Raw genomic sequence first — 18,081 nt, forward strand, 5'->3', positions numbered from 1 at the left:
GGATGAGCGACGCCAATCTCTCCGTCGATATGCTTGAGCCGGTCGCCGACCTCGGCGGCGCCGCGCAGCCGCTGCTGCAGGTCAAGGGACTGACCAAGCATTTTCCGGTGCGCGGCGGGCTGTTCAGCCCGCGCAAGACCGTGCGCGCCGTCGACGACGTCACCTTCGCGGTCATGAAGGGCGAGACCGTCGGCATCGTCGGCAAATCCGGTTGCGGCAAATCGACGACGGCGCGGCTGCTGATGCACCTGATGGCACGCGATGCCGGCGACATCATCTATGACGGAAGGCAGGTCGGTCCGTCGCTCTCGCTGCGCGATTTGCGGCGCGGCGTGCAGATGGTGTTCCAGGACAGCTACGCCTCGCTCAACCCGCGCCTCACCATCGAGGAATCGATCGCCTTCGGGCCAAAGGTCCACGGCATGGCCGACGACACGGCGCGGACGCTGGCGCGTGAACTGCTCGGCAAGGTCGGCCTGCGGCCGGAGATTTTCGCCAACCGCTATCCGCATGAGGTGTCGGGCGGCCAGCGCCAGCGCGTCAACATCGCGCGTGCGCTCGCGCTGTCGCCGCGGCTCGTGATCCTCGATGAAGCGGTGTCCGCGCTCGACAAATCGGTCGAGGCCCAGGTGCTCAATCTGCTCGCCGACCTGAAGCGGGAATTCGGCCTGACCTACCTGTTCATCAGCCACGATCTCAACGTCGTCCGCTACATCTCCGATCGCGTGCTGGTGATGTATCTCGGCGAGGTCGTCGAGCTCGGCCCGGTCGATGCCGTCTGGGACGCGCCGGCGCATCCCTATACCCGCGCGCTGCTGGCGGCGATGCCGTCATCCGATCCCGACAAGCGCACCGAGGTGCCGCCGATCTCGGGCGATCCGCCCAATCCGATCGATCCGCCGCCGGGCTGCCGGTTTCACACCCGTTGCCCGTTTGCGGAGCCGCTCTGCGCAAACGACACGCCAAAACTCAGCGATCTCGATACAATGGGCCATCAAGCGGCGTGCTACATGGCCATTCCTGGCTCGGGCACAGCCGCGCGCCGGCAAAAGCAAAAGGAGAAAACGCGGCATGACCAGACCCACGCCCAAGGATGTCAAGGTGATCGCGCACGTCGCCGACGTGCCCGCCGACGACGAAGTCGCCACCCGGATCGCCAATTCGATCGGACCGGCATTCGACGGCTTTGCACCGATCTCCGGCACGCTGCCCTTCGATCTCGAACCCGCGAGCTTCTTGCTGGCGCAGATCGCGCAGAAGACTGAGAAGGTGTCGAAATGAGCTCTGATCCGGCCCTGATGACGCTGACCGCAGTCGCCAAGGCGATTGCCGACAAGAAGGTTTCCTCGCATGAGGTGACGCGCGCCGTGCTGCATCGCATTGCGGAATGGCAGCCGCGCCTCAACGCCTATATGGCTGTTGAATCCGAGCAGGCGCTGGCCGCCGCCACCGAGGCCGATACCGCGCTCGCCAGGGGCAATAGTCGCGGCGCGCTGCACGGCGTGCCGCTGGCGCACAAGGACATGTATTATGACGCCGGCAAGGTCGTGACCTGCGGCTCGCTGATTCGCCGCGACTTCGTGCCGAAGACGACCGCGACCGCCCTGCAGCGGCTGAAGGATGCCGGACAAGTCCGCCTCGGCTCGTTGCAGATGGTCGAGTTTGCCTATGGGCCGACCGGCCACAACGTGCATTACGGTGCGGTGCGCAATCCCTGGAACACCGAGCACATCACCGGCGGCTCCTCCTCGGGCTCGGGTTCGGCGGTTGCCGCGCGGCTCACCTTCGCCGCGCTTGGCTCCGACACCGGCGGCTCGGTGCGCATGCCGGCGCATTTCTGCGGCGTCACCGGCCTGAAGACGACGGTCGGCCGCGTCAGCCGCGCCGGCGCGATGCCGCTGTCGCAGTCGCTCGATACCGTGGGTCCGCTGGCGCAGACCGCGGAAGACTGCGCGCTGCTGCTCGGCCTGATGGCCGGCGCCGACCCCGAGGATCTGACGGCGTCGACGCAGCCGGTGCCGGATTACATGGCCGCGACCAAACAGTCGTTGAAGGGCCTGAAGATCGGCGTGCCGACGGCGTTCTATGTCGACGACCTCGATCCCGAGGTGGCGCGTATCCTCGACGAGACCGTCGCCACCTTGAAGAAAGAGGGCGCCGAGATCGTCAAGGTCGAACTGCCCGACCAGCGCCAGCTCTCTTCGGCATCGCAACTGGTGCTCGCGGTCGAGGCTGCCGCCTTCCACAAGCGCTGGATGATCGAGCGGCCGCAGGATTACGGCGCGCAGGTCCTGATGCGGCTGCAGAACGGGCTGACCATTCCGGCGGTCACCTATCTCGAGGCGATGCGCTGGCGCGGCCCCGCGCTCGCCGCGCATAGCGCGGCGGTCAACGGGGTCGATGCGGTGATCGCGCCGTCGTCGCCGGTGCCGGCACCGACGATTGCCGAGAGTGATGTCGGCAATGGTCCGGGCGCCGACGCGGTGCTGCAGCGCCTGACGCGGTTCACCCGCCCGGTCAACTATCTCGGCCTGCCGTCGCTCTCGATTCCCTCCGGCTTCACCAAGACGGGTCTGCCGGTCGGCATGCAGCTGATCGGCCGCTCCTTCGAGGAAGCTGTCCTGCTCCGGATCGGCGCCGCCTTCCAGCGCGTGACCGATTTCCACGCCAGGGTGCCCAAGCTCGCATGACCAATCTCGTCGAGATCGACAACCTCAACATCCGCTTCACCGGCGATCGCACGGTCCATGCCGTGAACGATCTCAGCCTACAGCTCGGCGAGGGCGAGGTGTTGGGGTTGCTCGGCGAGTCCGGCTCGGGCAAGAGCGTGACGCTGCGCGCATTGATGCGGCTGTTGCCGAAGAAACGCACGCAGATCTCCGGCAGCGTCAAGGTGCTGGGCCAGGAGGTGCTGGCGATGGACGATGAGGCGCTGTCCGCATTTCGCGGCCAGACCGTCTCGATGATCTTCCAGGAGCCGGCGCTGGCGCTCGATCCGGTCTACACCATCGGCCGCCAGATCGCGGAGACGGTGATGCGCCACGAGGGCAAGAGCGAGCGCGAGGCCACGGCCCGCGCGCTTGAAATGCTCGAGGTGGTGCGGATCCCCTCCGCGAAGCGGCGGCTGGACTCCTATCCGCACGAAATGTCGGGCGGCATGCGCCAGCGTGCGATGATCGCGCTGGCGCTGGCCTGCAAGCCGAAGATCCTGCTCGCGGACGAGCCGACCACGGCGCTCGATGCCACCGTGCAGATCCAGATCCTGCTGCTGCTGCGCGAACTGCAGCGCGAGTTCGGCATGTCGGTCATCTTCGTCACCCACGACATTGGTGTCGCGATCGAGATCTGCGACCGCGTTGCGGTGATGTATGCCGGCCAGATCGTGGAGCAGGGCGCCCTGCGCGATATCGTGCGCTCGCCGGTGCATCCCTATGCCAAGGGCCTGCTGGCCTCGACTATTCACGGCGCGATGCGCGGCCAGCGGCTGGAAACCATTCCGGGCACTCCGCCCTCGCTCGATCATGCGCCGGCCAGTTGCTCCTTTGCACCGCGCTGCAAGTTCGCCGAGCCGCGTTGCAGCGAGAGCCTGCCGCCCAGCGTGCAGGTTGCTCCCGGCCGCCTGGCCCGGTGCATCCTGGCCGAGCCGGCGTCCGCCACGGTCTAGCTCGCCCGCGCGACCGCGTCGGCAATCCAGCGCCGCACCGCGGCGATGCGGCGGTCCCGCGCCTGCTCGGTGCGGGAGACCAGGTAGATCGTCTCGCTGTATGCGGCCTCGAACGCAAACGGCGCCACCAGCCGCTTGCCGAAGCCCGGCCGCGCCTTGATCAGGGGCGCGATCGCAATCGCGACGCCGAGCCCGTGTTCGGCGGCCTCCAGCATCGCCGGCACGCTGTCGAGCCACAGATGTCCGCGCGGAGCGAGATTCGGCCGCCCGGCCTCCCTCAGCCAGGCCGGCCACGCCCGCGGCTGCGTCGTGACATGGATCAGTACCTCGCGCGACAGGTCCGCTGGGGTCCGGAGACCGGCCTTGACCAGCGCCGGCGTACAGACCGGCATTCCTTTGACCTGCACCAGCGGCTCGACCTTCAGCCCGGCGGCGTGTTCCCGCCCGTAGCGGATCGCGACATCGACGCGCGACCCGTTGAAGTCGGCATATTGGTGGGTGGCCTCGATCCGCAGCGTCAGTTGCGGATGGCGCCGCTTGAACTCCGGCAGCGCCGGCAGCAGCACGGCACTGGTGAAGAACGGCAATGAGCTGATCCAGAGCTCGCTGCCGGCCTCGCCGCGTCGCCGCAGCATGTCGCGGCTCGCCTCCTGCAGTGTCGCCAGCGTGGCCGACACTTTTGCAAGGTAGCGCTCGCCGTCGTCGGTCAACCGCACCTGGCGCGCGCCGCGGACGAACAGCTTGGTGCCGAACTGGTCTTCCAGCCCGCGGATCTGGTGGCTGATTGCCGACGGGCTCAGCGACAGGTCTCGCGCGGCGCGCCGGAAGCTGAGTTGGGTGGCCGCGCGCTCGAAGGCGAGCAGCGCCGGCAGCGGCGGGATCACCCGCGGATCGGGGGCATCCAATGGGTGAATCCTGCTCACCTGAAGTGATGAATGGCCTTTTGTCATGACCGCTATTCTTGGATCAGTTTGGCCAAACGCTCAATCCTGCTCATCTCAGGGGATCATTCGCCTTGGCCATCTTCGAACCGCTCGCCACGCTCCATCACTGGAAGCCCGCGGCGCTGGCGGCCGGGCCGTTCACTGGCCTTCAGGGCGGGGCGGTCGCAAGCCTGCTGACCGGCGAGGTCGAGGCCATGGCGAGCGCACGCAACTGGGGCACCGCGATCTCGGCGGCGGCCTGGTTCCTGCGGCCGACGCCAATGGCGGAACTGCGCACGCAGGTTACCGTGGTGACCGAAGGTGGCCGGGTCAGCGTCGTCGACAACACGCTCTGGCCGGCCGGCGAGGAGCAACCCTGCGCGACGGTGCGCGTGACGCTGTCGCGCGAGCGTGCCGTCGAGGTCCCGGGGTTTTACGGGAGCGCAGCCGATCCGGTGGATCCCACGGCATTTCCGTTGCGCAACCTGCACGCCGTCCATGGCCGCAGCTGGTTCATGGATGCGATGGAAGCCCGTGCCGGCGGCAATACCGCCTGGTTTCGCTTGCATCACGCCATAATCGCGGACGCCGGCCCATTGGCGCGGGTGCTCGGCCCGGCTGACTGGACCCACGGCATCGCGCGGCCGGTCCAGAACGTGGTGGCAGACCCCAATCCGAACCTCGCGGTGCAGCTGTTCAGGCCGCCGCGGGGCGCCTGGATCGGCGTTCGCGCCGAGGCTCGCTGGCGCCCGGAGGCCGGGCTCGGCGTCGGCAGCGGGGTGTTGCTCGATGTGGATGGCGAGATCGGCCGGGTCTCGATGTCGGTCATTCTCGTGCCGCTTCCGGGAAGCGCGCCCGCGCGAGGCCAGGGTTCCGCCGCCGGTTAACCCTAATTTATTCCGTCAACTGTCGGTGCGATCACAAAATGAGACCGCGAACCATGCTTTGGTTCACGCGACTTAAAATGGACGGTGGTCGCAAACGTCTATACAACGTGGCGATCACGTAACCCTTTTGTTTTGCAGAGATCAGTTTTTATGGCAGCCGCGCTCGCTGTCCGGCGTTCCGAACTGGCTGAGGCGCTGCGCGCTTGCCGCAGCGCCTTTATCGGCGTCGGCCTCATCAGTTGCATGATCAACCTGCTCTACCTGACAGGTTCGATGTTCATGCTGCAAGTCTACGACCGGGTGCTGCCGAGCCGCAGCGTTCCGACCCTGGTCGGCCTCGTGGTCATCGCCGCGGTCCTCTACATGGCTCAGGGCGTGCTCGACCTGCTGCGCGGACGGATCCTCGGCCGCGTCGGCACCTCGCTCGACGAAGCGCTCAATGCGCGGGTGTTCGACACTGTCGTGCGGCTGCCGCTGATGGCCGGCAATCGCAGCGAAGGCCTGCAGCCTCTGCGCGACCTCGACAATGTGCGCTCTTTCCTCGGCAGCATGGGTCCCGGCGCGTTCTTCGATCTGCCATGGCTGCCGTTCTACATGGTGATCTGCTTTGCCTTCCATTGGCTGCTTGGCGTCACGGCGCTGGTCGGCGCGATCATCCTGGTGACGCTGACGCTGATCACCGAATACTTGTCGCGCACGCCGGCCAAGGAAGCGATGACGCTCGCGGCGCGGCGCAACGATCTTGCCGCCTCCAGCCGCCGCAACGCCGAGGTGCTGGTGGCGATGGGCATGGCCGGCCGCATGAACAGGCGCTGGAACGAGGCCAACGAGGAATATCTGTCCGGCAACCAGCGTGCGAGCGACGTCACCGGCGGGCTCGGCGCGGTCGCCAAGGTGCTGCGCATGATGCTGCAGTCCGCCGTGCTCGCGGTCGGCGCCTATCTCGTGATCCATCAGGAGGCCACCGGCGGCATCATCATCGCCGGCTCGATCCTGAGCGCGCGGGCACTGGCGCCGGTCGATCTCGCGATCGCGCATTGGAAGGGCTTCGTCGCCGCGCGGCAGAGCTGGCAGCGGCTCAACCGCCTGCTGCAGCAAATTCCGGCGCGGCCCGAGCAGACGCTGTTGCAGGCGCCGGAGAAGAAGCTTTCGGTCGAGGCCGTGACCATGGTCGCGCCGGGCGACCAGCGCGCCATCGTGCAGGACATCACCTTCGCCGTCGAAGCCGGCAGCGGCGTCGGCGTGATCGGCCCGAGCGGCTCCGGCAAGTCGTCGCTGATCCGGGCGCTGGTCGGCGTCTGGATGCCGGCGCGGGGCAAGGTACGGCTCGACGGCGCCGCGCTCGACCAATGGTCGTCCGACCAACTGGGGCGCCACGTCGGCTATTTGCCGCAGGACGTCGAACTGTTTGCCGGTACGGTCGCCCAGAACATCTGCCGGTTCGATCCCGACGCCAAGTCCGACGGCATCATCGCGGCGGCCAAGGAGGCCGGCGTGCATGAGATGATCATCAAGATGCGCGAGGGCTACGACACCCAGGTCGGCGAGCAGGGCACCGCGCTCTCCGCGGGCCAGGCGCAGCGCGTGGCGCTGGCGCGGGCGCTGTACGGCAACCCGTTCCTGATCGTGCTGGATGAGCCGAACTCCAATCTCGACAGCGAAGGCGACGAGGCGCTGACCCGCGCGGTGCGCGGCGCCCGCGAGCGCGGCGCGGTCGTCATCGTGGTTGCGCACCGGCCGATCGGCATCGAGGGCGTCGACCATCTGCTGGTGCTGAAGGACGGCCGCATGCAGACCTTCGGGCCGAAGGAGGCCGTGCTCGCGCAGGTGCTGCAGCGTGCCGCGCCGCCGGTGCCGACGCCGATCAAGATCGTCGCGGATGCGGGAGCCGCCAAGTCATGACCGATCAACCGCGCAACGCACATCGCTCGATCCGCAAGCATCTGATCGTCGGCCTCGCCGTGGTTCTGGTTCTCGGCGGGGGCGTCGGCGGCTGGGCCGCAACGGTGCCGATCTCGGGTGCGCTGATCGCTCCGGGCTCGGTGGTGGTCGAATCCAACGTCAAGAAGGTGCAGCATCCGACCGGCGGCGTGGTCGGCGAGGTGCGGGTGCGCGACGGCGACGTGGTCAAGGCGGGCGACATCGTCGTGCGCCTCGACGAGACCGTCGTGAAGGCCAGCCTTGCGATCGTGGTCAAGACGCTGAACGGTCTTTATGCGCGCGCGGCCCGGCTCGAGGCCGAGCAGCAGGGCCGCGACAAGATCGCCTTCCCGCCGCAGCTGCTCGAGCAGGCCAAGGAGCCGGACGTTCGCGACATCATGGCGAGCGAAACCAAGCTGTTCGAGGTCCGCGTCAACGGCCGCACCGGCCAGAAGGCGCAGCTGCGCGAGCGCGTCACCCAGCTCAACGAGGAGATCTCCGGCCTGCAGGCGCAGGAGAGCGCCAAGGACAAGGAGATCGCGCTGGTGCAGCAGGAGCTGGTCGGCGTCCGCCAGCTCTATGAGCAGCATCTGGTGCAGCTGACCCGCCTGACCACGCTCGAGCGCGACGCGGCGCGGCTCTCCGGCGAGCGCGCGCAGTACATCGCCTCGCGCGCGCAGGCCAAGGGCAAGATCACCGAGACCGAGCTGCAGATCATCCAGGTCGACAAGGACATGCTGGCGGAGGTCTCGAAGGACTTGCGCGAGACCAACGACAAGATCGGCGAGTTCGTCGAGCGCAAGGTCACCGCCGAGGATCAGCTTCGCCGCATCGACATCCGCGCGCCGCAGGACGGCGTCGTGCTGCAATCGACCGTGCACACCGTCGGCGGCGTCATTACCGCGGGCGATGCCATCATGATGATCGTGCCGAAGGCCGACGATCTGTCGGTCGAGGCCAAGGTCAATCCGCAGGACATCGACAAGCTGCAGGTCGGACAGAAGACAGTGCTGCGGCTCTCCGCCTTCAACCAGCGCACCACGCCGGAGCTGAACGGCGTCGTCACCCGCGTCTCCGCCGACGTCACCACCGACCAGCGCACCGGGCAGAGCTATTACACCATCCGCGTCTCGATGCCGCCGGAAGAAGTGGCGCGCCTCGGCAGCGAGGTGAAGATCATCCCGGGCATGCCGGTAGAAGCCTTCGTCCAGACCGGCGACCGCACCATGCTGTCCTATCTGATGAAGCCGATGAGCGACCAGTTCATGCGCTCGTTCCGCGAGAAGTGAGCCGCGCGCTGCTCTTGTAGCCCGGATGAAGCGCAGCGAAATCCGGGAACAGTCGCGCAGCGGATGAAGTCGTCCCGGATTGCGCTTCGCTTCATCCGGGCTACGCAGTCCTCGTTAGATTGCAGGTTCTTTCCCCAAGTCGTCCCTGCGAAACCAGGGACCCATAACCACAGGATCGAGTTGTTGAAGCAGGCTGTGGCTCCAGCGGACCATCGTCAATTGCCATCGGTGATTATGGGTCCCGGGTCGCGCTCCGCTTGCCCGGGACGACAGCGGAAATTACTCCGAGAGATTCCTCAACAACAACTCCAGCGCCGCCTTCGCAAATGCCTGCATGTTCGCCTGCCGGTCGCCGCTCGCGGTTTCCAGCGTGATCACCCGCTGGCGGGGGCCTGCGACCGCCATGCAGCTGTGGCCGGCGGCATCGCCGTAGCGGTTACCGGTCGGGCCGGCGGCACCGGTCTCCGACAATCCCCAGTCGGTCGCGAGGCGGTCGCGGATCTGCCGCGCCAGCAACTGCGCGTAGGGTTCCGACGACGACCGGAGCCCACGCATGGCGTCGTCGGGAATGTCCATCAGCGCACGCCGCGCGTCGCGGGTGTAGATCACGCCGCCGCCGAGGAAATAGGCCGACGCGCCGGGAACCGCGAGCAGCGATGCGGAGATCAGTCCGCCGGTTGAGGATTCCGCGACCGCAATCGTCTGCTTGTTCGCGATCAGTTTTGCGGCGACCTGTTCGGCGATGGATGTGAGCGCGTTCATCGGCCTTCTTTCTCGTTGCTTGCCATGAAAATCCCGTGGGGCGTCCTGCCCTCCTAGCACACCACGCAGCCCTTTGCCGAGTTGCAGGCCGCGGCATGGCCTGATTGAATGCAAGACAAGAACCAGGCGCCGCCCGACAAGCTTGTCGTGAGAGCGTGCGCGGAGGAAACATCATGACGTCGCCGATCGCGGGCGGCGTGGATTGCGATCTGCATCCCGCCGTGCCTCATCTCACCAGCCTGCTGCCGTACATGAACGACTACTGGCGCGACCAGGTGACGACGCGCGGCATGACCGACCTGATCTCGCAATCCTATCCGACCAATTCGCCGATCTCGTCGCGGCCGGACTGGCGTCCAGCGCAAGGCAAGCCGGGCTCGAGCCTTGCAGACATGCAGCGCCAGGCGCTCGACCAGTTCGGCACGGCCTACGGCATCTGCAATCCGCTCTACGGCGTGCAGATGGTGTTCTCCGAGGACATGGCCGATGCGTTCTGCCGCGCGCTGAACGACTGGCTGGTCAAGGAATGGCTCGACAAGGACGATCGCCTGCGCGGCTCGATCGTGATCCCGGTGCAGAGCATCGAAAAGGCAGTCGCCGAGATCGAGCGCTGTGCGCAGGACAAGCGCTTCGTGCAGGTGTTGATGCTGGTGATGGGCGACATGCCGCTTGGCAAGCGGCACTACTGGCCGATCTACGCCGCGGCGGAACGGCTCGGCCTGCCGGTCGGCATCCATGCCGGCAGCGCCTATCACAATCCGCCGACCTCGGTCGGCTGGGGCTCCTATCACATCGAGGATTATGTTGCGCAGGCGCAGGCGTTCCAGACCCAGCTCACCAGCCTGATCGTCGAGGGCGTGTTCGCGCGCCATCCGAACCTGAAAATGGTGATGCTGGAGTCCGGCTTCACCTGGCTGCCGCCATTCCTGTGGCGGCTGCACAAGTTCTGGCGCGGCGTGCGCATGGAGACCCCGTGGGTCGACCGCGCGCCGCTGGAGATTGTGCGCAGCAACATCCGCTTCTCGCTGCAGCCGGTCGATGCGCCGCCGGACGGAGACACGCTGAACCGCCTGTTCGACCATATGCAGTCGGACGAATTGATCCTATTCTCGTCAGATTATCCGCATTGGCAGTTCGACGGTGACGAGGTGCTGCCGCACGGGTTGTCGCAGGATCTGGTACGCAAGATCATGATCGATAATCCGCATGCGACCTATGGCCGGCTCAAGGTGAAGGAGATGACGCCATGAACATCCAGCTCCGCGAGCGTCCCGAAACCGCATCGCCGACCAGCATCAAGACCGCGATCGCCGACTGCGACATCCATCCGGCCCGCGCCACCAAGGATGAATTGTATCCTTATCTCGAAAAGCGCTGGCATGCGCATCTCGAGACCTTCGGCGTCCATGCCTATCAGGGCATGATGGGAGGCCCGCCCTATCCGAAGGCGCAGCCGAATGCGTCGCGCCGCGATGCCTATCCGCCGGAAGGCGGCCCGCAGGGCTCGTCGCTGTCCTTCATGCAGAAGCAGCACCTCGATCCCAACAATGTCGCGCTCGGCGTGCTCAACCCGCTCAACACCGGACAGGGCATCCGCAACCAGGATCTCGCCGGCGCGATCTGTTCGGCAATCAACGACTGGCAGATCGAGAAATGGACCAGCAAGGATTCCCGCCTGAAAGGCTCGGTCGTCGTCGCCAATGAGGATGGCATGTCGGCCGCCGCCGAAATCCGCAAGCGCGCGGGCGACACAAATTTCGTCCAGGTGCTGCTGCTCAGCCGCAATGTCGAGCCGCTCGGCCAGCGCCGTTACTGGCCGATCTATGAGGCGGCACAGGAAGCCGGCCTTCCGATCGGTGTGCACGCCTTCGGCTTCGGCGGCAACCCGATTACCGCGTCGGGGTGGCCGAGCTACTATATCGAGGAGATGGTCGGGCATTCGCAGTGCCAGCAGACCGCGCTGGCGAGCCTCGTGCTCGAGGGCGTGTTCGAGCGCTTCCCGAAACTGAAGATGGTGATGGTCGAGGCCGGCTTCGGTTGGACGCCGTCGCTGGCCTGGCGGCTCGACAAGGTGTTTTCGCGGCTGCATGCCGAGGTGCCGCATCTGAAGCGCAAGCCGTCGGAATATATCCGCGACCACATCTGGTGGACGACGCAGCCGATGGAGGATCCGGAGAGCCGCGACCATCTGTTCCAGACCATCGAGTGGATCGGCTGGGACAGGCTGCTGTTCGCGACCGATTACCCGCATTGGGATTACGACGAGCCGTCGCGCGTGCTGCCGGCCGGCGTCAGCGATGCCAATCGCCAGGCGTTCTATCTCGACAACGCCAAGCAGCTGTACGGTATCGCATGATCCGAAAAAGTGGGAACCGGTTTTTCGAATCAGATCATGCGTGAGAACGATTGATGGCGCGGCATGTGATAGCCCCGGTGGACGAGCTGCCGCCGGGTTCGCGAAAATTTCTCGAGATCGACGGACGGCCGATCGCGGTCTTCAACGTCAAGGGCGAGTTCTTCGGCCTGCTGAACCGCTGCCCGCATCAGGGCGCGGCGCTGTGTGAGGGGCCGCTGATCGGGCTCGCGTCGTCGTCGGACCCCGGCGAAATCGAATACACCAAGCTCGGCGAGATCCTGCGCTGCCCCTGGCACGGCTGGGAGTTCGACATCCGCACCGGCCAGTCCTATTGCGACCCGCGCCGCTTCCGCGTGCGCGCCTATCCGGTCAGCGTCGAGCCGGGCACCAATGTGGTGAAGGGACCGTATGTCGCCGAGACCATCAAGGTCGCGGTGGAGAGTGACTACGTGGTGGTGGATTTGTAGCCGCGACCGTCCCGAAATCCTGTTCACCGGAGATGGCAATCGGTGAGCGTCATGCAAAGCATCCTCTTGCGTGCGTTTGGCCGTCCTCGGGGCCTCCTGGGGAGGCTCGGCGGCATAATCATGGCGCGCACCAATGCAGATTGCGGCGCGTGGGTCGCAGATCGCCTCGAGGTCGGACCTGACGACAGCGTGCTCGAAGTTGGGTTTGGTCCGGGCGCCGTCATTCATCGTCTGTCGACATTGGTATCGGCCGGACGCGTCGCGGGCATTGATCCGTCGCAGGAGATGGTCGGGCAAGCTCGCGCCCGGAACGCGGCCGCGATCGAGGATGGTCGTGTCGAGCTTCGGCTTGGCTCGGTGGAGCGCATGCCATTCGATGCGGACAGCTTCGATGCGGCGCTGGCGATCAACTCGATGCAAGTCTGGCCGGACGCCGTCGCCGGGCTACGGGAGGTCCGGCGCGTGATGAAGCCGGGCGGCAGGATCGCACTCGGCTTTACGCGTTACTCCGGACAGCCCAAGGAAGGGGTGGCGGAACAGCTGGCAGCAGCCGGATTCGCGAGGGTTCACCTTGTTGAGGCGGATGAGTGGTTCTGTGCCCTGGCGACAAAGCCCGATGCAGGATGAGTTCGTAAGCCGGGCTACACTGCGCTAACCCACCACCATTCATTCCGCCATCATCTGCCGTTCGCGCGCATAGCGCACCAGCGCGACGAAGCGGTAGATGCCGTGTATGAATTTGCCGTAGGGCATGGTGATGAACAGCGCGAACACCACGCCGAGATGCAGCGCCAGCAGCGGGCCCATCGCGGCGGTCTCGCGCCACAGCAGCAAGGCGAGGCCGGTGATGCTGGTCAGGAACAGCATCAGGATGAACGCGGTGTCCATGCCCATGCGCTGCTCGTCGACCAGCACGCGGTCGCGCTTCCATTTCTCCGACAGGAGTCCGAGCGGACCGACCACGAGCCCGATGCCGCCGAGCGTGCCGAGCACGACGGGCAAATCCCACCACGCATAAGGTGCCTCGCGCGCCAGGAGGTAGTGATACAACGTGCCGACGCAGGTCGCGGCGAAGCACAGCGCGAAGCCATAGAAGGTGAAGTGGTGATACAGCTTGCGGCGGTCGGTCGGCTGGTCGTCCTCGTTGAAGCAACCGACACCACCGCCGTCGAGATAGCGCAGCTCGCCGGCGTCGCGGATCGCCTGCAACAGTGCCTTCGCATCCGTCGTCATGCCGACCGGCTCGCCGATGTCGCGCCAGAACGCGCGCACGCCCATCACCAGCGCCAGGATCGCGTAGAGCAGGGCGACGCCGAACAGCAGCGCCATCGCATTGTGCGGCATCAGTTTGTAGAACGCGCCGGGACCGGTGTGGATGCCGGTGAGCACGCCGCGATCATTGACCGCGGCGAAGCCGAAGATGAAGGCGGCGACGCTGAGCGCTGCGATCAGGCTGATGACGAGGCCGTTGCGCGCGAATGCGCCGGCAAAGGCGCGCGGCCAGGCATAGGCGGCATAGGAGTCGGCGCGCGCGACCGCCAGCGTCTTCGGCACATTGACGTTGAATTCGTGCGGCGGCGAGAACTGGCAGTCGGTGTAGCAGGCGCCGCAGCTATGGCAGAGGTTGGCGAGGTAGTTGAGATCGCCGTCGGAGAAGGCGCGACGCATCTCCATCGCGGGAAACACCGCGCACAGGCCCTCGCAATAGCGGCAGGAATTGCACACCGTCATCAGACGGTCGGCTTCCTGCAAGATCCTCGTCCCGTGCATCGCGTCAGTCCCGCCTTCAGTTCCGCGCATTCTTGGCTGCTTCCCGGCCGGCGACGCGACCGAACACGCTGCCGATGGTCATGCCGATGCCGGCGGCATAGCCCTTGCCGAGCACGTTGCCGGCCATGATCTCGCCGGCGGCGAACATGTTGGCCGACGGCTTGCCGACCTTCATCAGCATCCGCGCCTCTCTGTTCACGCGGGTGCCGAGATAGGTGAAGGTGATGCCGGGCCGCACCGGATAGGCGAGATAGGGCGGCGCCTCGATCCGGCGCGCCCAATGCGTCTTCGGCGGCGTGATGCCTTGGGTAGCGCAGTCGTCGAGGATGGTGTGGTCGAAGGTGCCGGGCTGCACCGCGGCGTTGAACTCGGTGATGGTCTTTTCCAGCGCGGCCGCGTCGAGCTCGAGCTTGCCGGCGAGCTCGGCAATCGTCGCACCCGCGATCGGCGGAAACAGCGTCGGCATGAAGCTCGTCACCACGGTCGAATCGAAGATGATGTAGGCGATCTGGTCCGGCTGCGCGGCGACTAGCCGGCCCCAGATCGCATAGCGCTTGGGCCAGATGTCCTCGCCCTCGTCGTAGAAGCGCTCGGCATGCTTGTTGACGACGATGCCGAACACGACCGAGTCGTGGCGGGTGATGATGCCGCCGTCGAATTTCGGTGCGCGGGCGTCGATCGCCACCGCATGGCATTGCGTCGGATCGCCGATCTCCTGCACGCCCTTGGCGAGCAGCATCTTGAGGATCGCGCCGCGATTATAGGGCGTGCCGCGGATCAGGAAATTGTCGGCTGCATCGCCCCAGGATTCCTTCAGCCATTCGATGTTGGCCTCGAAGCCGCCGGCGGCCGCAACCAGGGTCGAGGCGCGGACCTCGGTCCTGCCGCCGACCGGCTGCTCCAGTTGCGCCGAAAGGAACATGCCGTCCTCGACCGTGAGGTCGACGACCTCGGCGTCGTAGAGGATGTCGACGCCGAGTTCCTCGGCGGTGCGATAGAGCGCGTTCAGCATCGCGCGGCCGCCGCCTAGGAAGAACGAGTTGGTGCGGCCAAGGCTCAGCGTGCCGCCGAGCGACGGCTGCCAGCGCACGCCCTGCGCGACGATCCAGTTCAGGATGTCCTTGGACTCGTGGATCATGAAGCGGGCCAGTTCCTCGTCGGTCTGGCCGCCGGTCACCAGCAGCAAATCCTTCCAGAATTCCTCCTCGGTGTAGGGACCGGTGAGGATCTCGGTCGCTGCGTCATGGGCGCAGCGCATGTTGCGGGTGTGGCGGGTGTTGCCGCCGCGATAGAATTTCGGCGCGCCTTCCAGCACCAGGACGGAAGCGCCGGCGCGCCGTGCGCTGATCGCAGCGCACAGCGCGGCGTTGCCGCCGCCGATCACCAGGACGTCGAACCTGCGCGTCAGATCAACCATGCGCTCTTGTTATCGTTGTTGGCATGGAAAGCAACACGGCCGGGCGCATGAGCATGATCCGGAAAAGCGTGTCGCGATTTTCCGGAGAAGTCATGCCCAGCGAGCCCGCCCGGCCGCGAAGTGGAAAATCAGGCCGCAACCGTCTCGCGCTGCTCGATGGTCTGGCCGCCACGATAGACGATCAGCGCAGCGACGATGCCGAGAGCTGCGGCGCACATCAGCCAGTAGCCGGGCGAAGCCTTGTCGCCGGTCTGCTGGATCAGCCAGGTCGAGGCGAACGGCGTGAAGGTGCCGAACAGCCCGGCCGCCAGTGCAAAGGCCAGCGAGAAGCAGGTGGTGCGGACATGCGCCGGCACGATCTCGACCAGGCAGCCCAGCATGGTGCCGCTGTAGACGCCGAAATAGAACGAGAACATCATCTCGACCGCCAGCATCTTGCCGAACGAGGGATTGGTCACCAGCCAGTGCAACGCCGGATAGGCCGTGATGAGGGACAGGCCGGCGATCGCCAGCAGCACCGGCTTGCGGCCGATCCGGTCGGACACCGCGCCGCCGACCGGATTCCATATGAAATTGGTCACCGCAACCAGCAGCGTCACCAGTAGCGCATCCTGGGTCGAGAGCTTCAGCACGGTCTTGCCGAAGGTCGGCGTATAGACGGTGACGAAGTAGAAGGTGGTGGTGGTCAGCACCGCGATCATCATGCCGAGCACGACGATGCGCCAGTTCGCGATCGCCGAGGCGAACACCTCGCTTGCAGTCGGATGCTTCTTCATCGCGAGGAACGCCGGGGTCTCCTCCAGCGTCCGGCGCAGGAAGAAGATCACCGGGATGATCAGGCAGCCGACGAAGAACGGGATGCGCCAGCCCCAGGAGGCAACCGTCGCGGCCGGCATGCTCTCGCTGAGGACGAAGCCGAGGATCGAGGCGACGAAGATCGCGACCTGCTGGCTCGCCGACTGGAACGAGGTGTAGAAGCCGCGATTGCCGGGCGTGGCGATCTCCGCGAGATAGACCGAGACGCCGCCGAGCTCGACGCCGGCGGAGAAGCCCTGCAGCAGGCGTGCGATCAGCACGATGATCGGCGCCGCAATGCCGATGGTCGCATAGCTCGGGCAGAGCGCGATCACCACGGTGCCGATAGCCATGATCGACAGCGTCACGATCAGGCCCTTGCGGCGGCCGATGCGGTCGATATAGGCGCCGAGCACGACGGCGCCGACCGGGCGCATCAAGGCGCCGAGCCAGAACACGCCGAACGCGTTGAGCAGTGCCGCGGTTTCGTTCTCGGAGGGGAAGAAGGCCTTCGCAATCGCCTGGGCATAGAAGCCGAACAGGAAGAAGTCGAACTGCTCGAGGAAATTGCCGCTGGTCGCGCGCAGGATGGCGCCAAGACGCGATTTGATCTGCGGGACTTGCGATGAACTCGACTGCGACATAACGCCCTTTCCTCCCCGTGACAAAAACGGCCGGCGCAAATTGTCTCGCCGGCCAAAGCAGTTAACTGCCATATGCGGCAATTTGGCACGGCTGTCCGGCCCGACCAACCCGGAATCACGCGGGGGGCTATGGAAAAAAGCCGTAGGTGGAAATCGCAGCGAGTCTTTCGAACGAAGGGGATACCGGTTCGCGCGAAGAAACCTCGTCAAAACAACGATCTAGCGCTTCGGCTCTGGTAGGACCGAAGCCCCGGCCGTTGCGTGCGGGCGCATCAAGGCGCGGCGTGCGCCGTTGTGCCGAGCCAGCTCCGGAACGCGGACAGCTTTGGCGTATCGGCGCGTCCCTGCGGCGAAACCAGGTAGAAGCCGGCGTCGGCCGGCAGCGCGATCTTGAAGGGAACCACGAGGCGACCCTTGGCGATGTCGTCCTGCACATAGGAGGTGCGGCCCATCGCGATGCCGATGCCGTCGATCGCGGCCTGGATTGTCACGAACAGCAGGTCGAAGGTGACGCCGGGCTGCTTGGAAATATCCGTCGGCAAGCCCGCCGCAGTCAGCCACAGCCGCCAATCGTCGCTGTTGGTGTTGCTGGTGTGCAGGAGCGTGTGATCCCTGAGGTCTTCAGGGCATTTCAGCGGCTTGGTTCCCTGCAGCAGCGACGGGCTGCACACCGGAAACAGCTCATCCGCCATCAACCAATCGGCACGCAGGCCCGCCCATTGGCCGCGGCCATAGCGGATCGCCGCGTCGACCTTGTCGCGCTGGAAGTCGACCAGGCTGGTCGAGGTGGTGATGCGAACGTCGATGCCGGAATGCGCCTCCTGGAAGGCCGACAGCCGCGGCAGCAGCCATTTGGCGGCAAGCGATGCCAGCGTCGAGACGGTCAGCACGTGATCGTCGTCCCGGCGCAGCAGGCGATCGGTGGCGAGCCTGAGGTCGTTGAAGGCGGCGCGGACGCCGGGAAGGTATTCGCTAGCCTCCGGCGTCAGGCTCAGCGAGCGGTTCTGGCGAATGAACAGGCGGACGCCGAGCTCCTCCTCGAGCCGCCGGATCTGATGGCTGATCGCGGTCTGCGTCACGTTCAGTTCGGAGGCCGCCAGCGTGAAGCTCATATGCCGCGCGGCGGCCTCGAACGCCCTCAGGCCATTCAGCGAAGGCAGGCGGCTGGTCATCTCTGGGGCGCCTCC

Annotated in this window: 16 protein-coding genes and 1 pseudogene; 11 read left to right on the forward strand and 6 right to left on the reverse strand. The window is 66.0% G+C overall.

The genetic code is table 11. From position 1 onward, the window contains the following. Positions 1-2 precede the first annotated feature (2 nt). From ACSKB9_RS27210 to ACSKB9_RS27225, 4 genes and pseudogenes are all read left to right on the forward strand, one after another. A pseudogene (locus ACSKB9_RS27210) lies at positions 3-1,075 on the forward strand (ABC transporter ATP-binding protein). Beyond that, entirely contained in the window at positions 1,072-1,281 is a 210-nt protein-coding gene (locus ACSKB9_RS27215) for a hypothetical protein (RefSeq protein WP_028336598.1), read from the forward strand. Before ACSKB9_RS27210 ends, ACSKB9_RS27215 begins: the two are co-directional and overlap by 4 nt. Then, positions 1,278-2,690, forward strand: a complete 1,413-nt coding sequence (locus ACSKB9_RS27220) for an amidase (RefSeq protein WP_438076969.1) — start codon at positions 1,278-1,280, stop codon at positions 2,688-2,690. The genes ACSKB9_RS27215 and ACSKB9_RS27220 overlap by 4 nt, the downstream gene beginning before the upstream one ends. Beyond that, entirely contained in the window at positions 2,687-3,664 is a 978-nt protein-coding gene (locus ACSKB9_RS27225) for an ABC transporter ATP-binding protein (protein ID WP_438076971.1), read from the forward strand. The genes ACSKB9_RS27220 and ACSKB9_RS27225 overlap by 4 nt, the downstream gene beginning before the upstream one ends. Here the strand turns inward: ACSKB9_RS27225 and ACSKB9_RS27230 are convergent. After that, positions 3,661-4,569, reverse strand: a complete 909-nt coding sequence (locus ACSKB9_RS27230) for a LysR substrate-binding domain-containing protein (RefSeq protein ID WP_438076973.1) — start codon at positions 4,567-4,569, stop codon at positions 3,661-3,663. The genes ACSKB9_RS27225 and ACSKB9_RS27230 overlap by 4 nt on opposite strands. Before the next feature lie 110 nt (positions 4,570-4,679). Here ACSKB9_RS27230 and ACSKB9_RS27235 point away from each other — a divergent pair, with 110 nt between their 5' ends. The 3 genes from ACSKB9_RS27235 (at position 4,680) to ACSKB9_RS27245 (ending at position 8,683) form a co-directional block, all read left to right on the forward strand. Further along, positions 4,680-5,474 carry an acyl-CoA thioesterase domain-containing protein gene (locus tag ACSKB9_RS27235; RefSeq protein ID WP_438076975.1) on the forward strand — a complete coding sequence of 265 codons (795 nt, stop codon included), beginning with the start codon at positions 4,680-4,682 and terminating at the stop codon, positions 5,472-5,474. 150 nt (positions 5,475-5,624) lie between these two features. Beyond that, the gene (locus ACSKB9_RS27240; protein WP_438076977.1) at positions 5,625-7,376 is read left to right on the forward strand and encodes a type I secretion system permease/ATPase; all 1,752 of its coding nucleotides are present in this window, start codon (positions 5,625-5,627) and stop codon (positions 7,374-7,376) included. Next, positions 7,373-8,683, forward strand: a complete 1,311-nt coding sequence (locus ACSKB9_RS27245) for an HlyD family type I secretion periplasmic adaptor subunit (RefSeq protein ID WP_057020081.1) — start codon at positions 7,373-7,375, stop codon at positions 8,681-8,683. Before ACSKB9_RS27240 ends, ACSKB9_RS27245 begins: the two co-directional genes overlap by 4 nt. A gap of 279 nt (positions 8,684-8,962) precedes the next feature. On the opposite strand, the gene ACSKB9_RS27250 is transcribed toward ACSKB9_RS27245, so the two are convergent. Continuing rightward, positions 8,963-9,445 (reverse strand): CinA family protein, encoded by a 483-nt coding sequence (locus tag ACSKB9_RS27250; protein ID WP_438076979.1) that lies wholly within the window; start codon positions 9,443-9,445, stop codon positions 8,963-8,965. Positions 9,446-9,618: 173 nt separating this feature from the next. Between ACSKB9_RS27250 and ACSKB9_RS27255 the strand changes: the two genes are divergently transcribed. The 4 genes from ACSKB9_RS27255 (at position 9,619) to ACSKB9_RS27270 (ending at position 12,895) form a co-directional block, all read left to right on the forward strand. Continuing rightward, on the forward strand, positions 9,619-10,695 hold the full coding sequence (locus ACSKB9_RS27255; protein WP_168858649.1) for an amidohydrolase family protein: 1,077 nt from the start codon (positions 9,619-9,621) through the stop codon (positions 10,693-10,695). After that, a complete protein-coding gene (locus ACSKB9_RS27260) occupies positions 10,692-11,801 on the forward strand; it encodes an amidohydrolase family protein (protein ID WP_438076981.1) in 1,110 nt (369 codons plus the stop codon). Before ACSKB9_RS27255 ends, ACSKB9_RS27260 begins: the two co-directional genes overlap by 4 nt. Before the next feature lie 53 nt (positions 11,802-11,854). Continuing rightward, positions 11,855-12,268, forward strand: a complete 414-nt coding sequence (locus tag ACSKB9_RS27265; RefSeq protein ID WP_016846808.1) for a Rieske (2Fe-2S) protein — start codon at positions 11,855-11,857, stop codon at positions 12,266-12,268. A 120-nt stretch (positions 12,269-12,388) separates the two neighbouring features. Beyond that, positions 12,389-12,895 carry a class I SAM-dependent methyltransferase gene (locus ACSKB9_RS27270; protein WP_438076983.1) on the forward strand — a complete coding sequence of 169 codons (507 nt, stop codon included), beginning with the start codon at positions 12,389-12,391 and terminating at the stop codon, positions 12,893-12,895. A 39-nt stretch (positions 12,896-12,934) separates the two neighbouring features. On the opposite strand, the gene tcuB is transcribed toward ACSKB9_RS27270, so the two are convergent. The 4 genes from tcuB to ACSKB9_RS27290 all read right to left on the reverse strand — a co-directional run bounded on the left by tcuB (position 12,935) and on the right by ACSKB9_RS27290 (position 18,066). Then, positions 12,935-14,038: a tricarballylate utilization 4Fe-4S protein TcuB gene (tcuB, locus tag ACSKB9_RS27275; protein ID WP_438076985.1), complete on the reverse strand. Its 1,104-nt coding sequence runs from the start codon at positions 14,036-14,038 to the stop codon at positions 12,935-12,937. A 16-nt stretch (positions 14,039-14,054) separates the two neighbouring features. Further along, on the reverse strand, positions 14,055-15,455 hold the full coding sequence (gene tcuA / locus ACSKB9_RS27280) for an FAD-dependent tricarballylate dehydrogenase TcuA (RefSeq protein WP_438076987.1): 1,401 nt from the start codon (positions 15,453-15,455) through the stop codon (positions 14,055-14,057). Positions 15,456-15,583: 128 nt separating this feature from the next. Next, on the reverse strand, positions 15,584-16,894 hold the full coding sequence (locus ACSKB9_RS27285; RefSeq protein ID WP_016846804.1) for an MFS transporter: 1,311 nt from the start codon (positions 16,892-16,894) through the stop codon (positions 15,584-15,586). A 272-nt stretch (positions 16,895-17,166) separates the two neighbouring features. Beyond that, positions 17,167-18,066, reverse strand: a complete 900-nt coding sequence (locus ACSKB9_RS27290) for a transcriptional regulator GcvA (RefSeq protein ID WP_438076989.1) — start codon at positions 18,064-18,066, stop codon at positions 17,167-17,169. Between the last annotated feature and the right edge of the window lie 15 nt (positions 18,067-18,081).

This window comes from Bradyrhizobium sp. BR 1433, from assembly GCF_051547665.1.
GTDB classification, from domain to species: Bacteria; Pseudomonadota; Alphaproteobacteria; order Rhizobiales; family Xanthobacteraceae; genus Bradyrhizobium; species Bradyrhizobium australafricanum.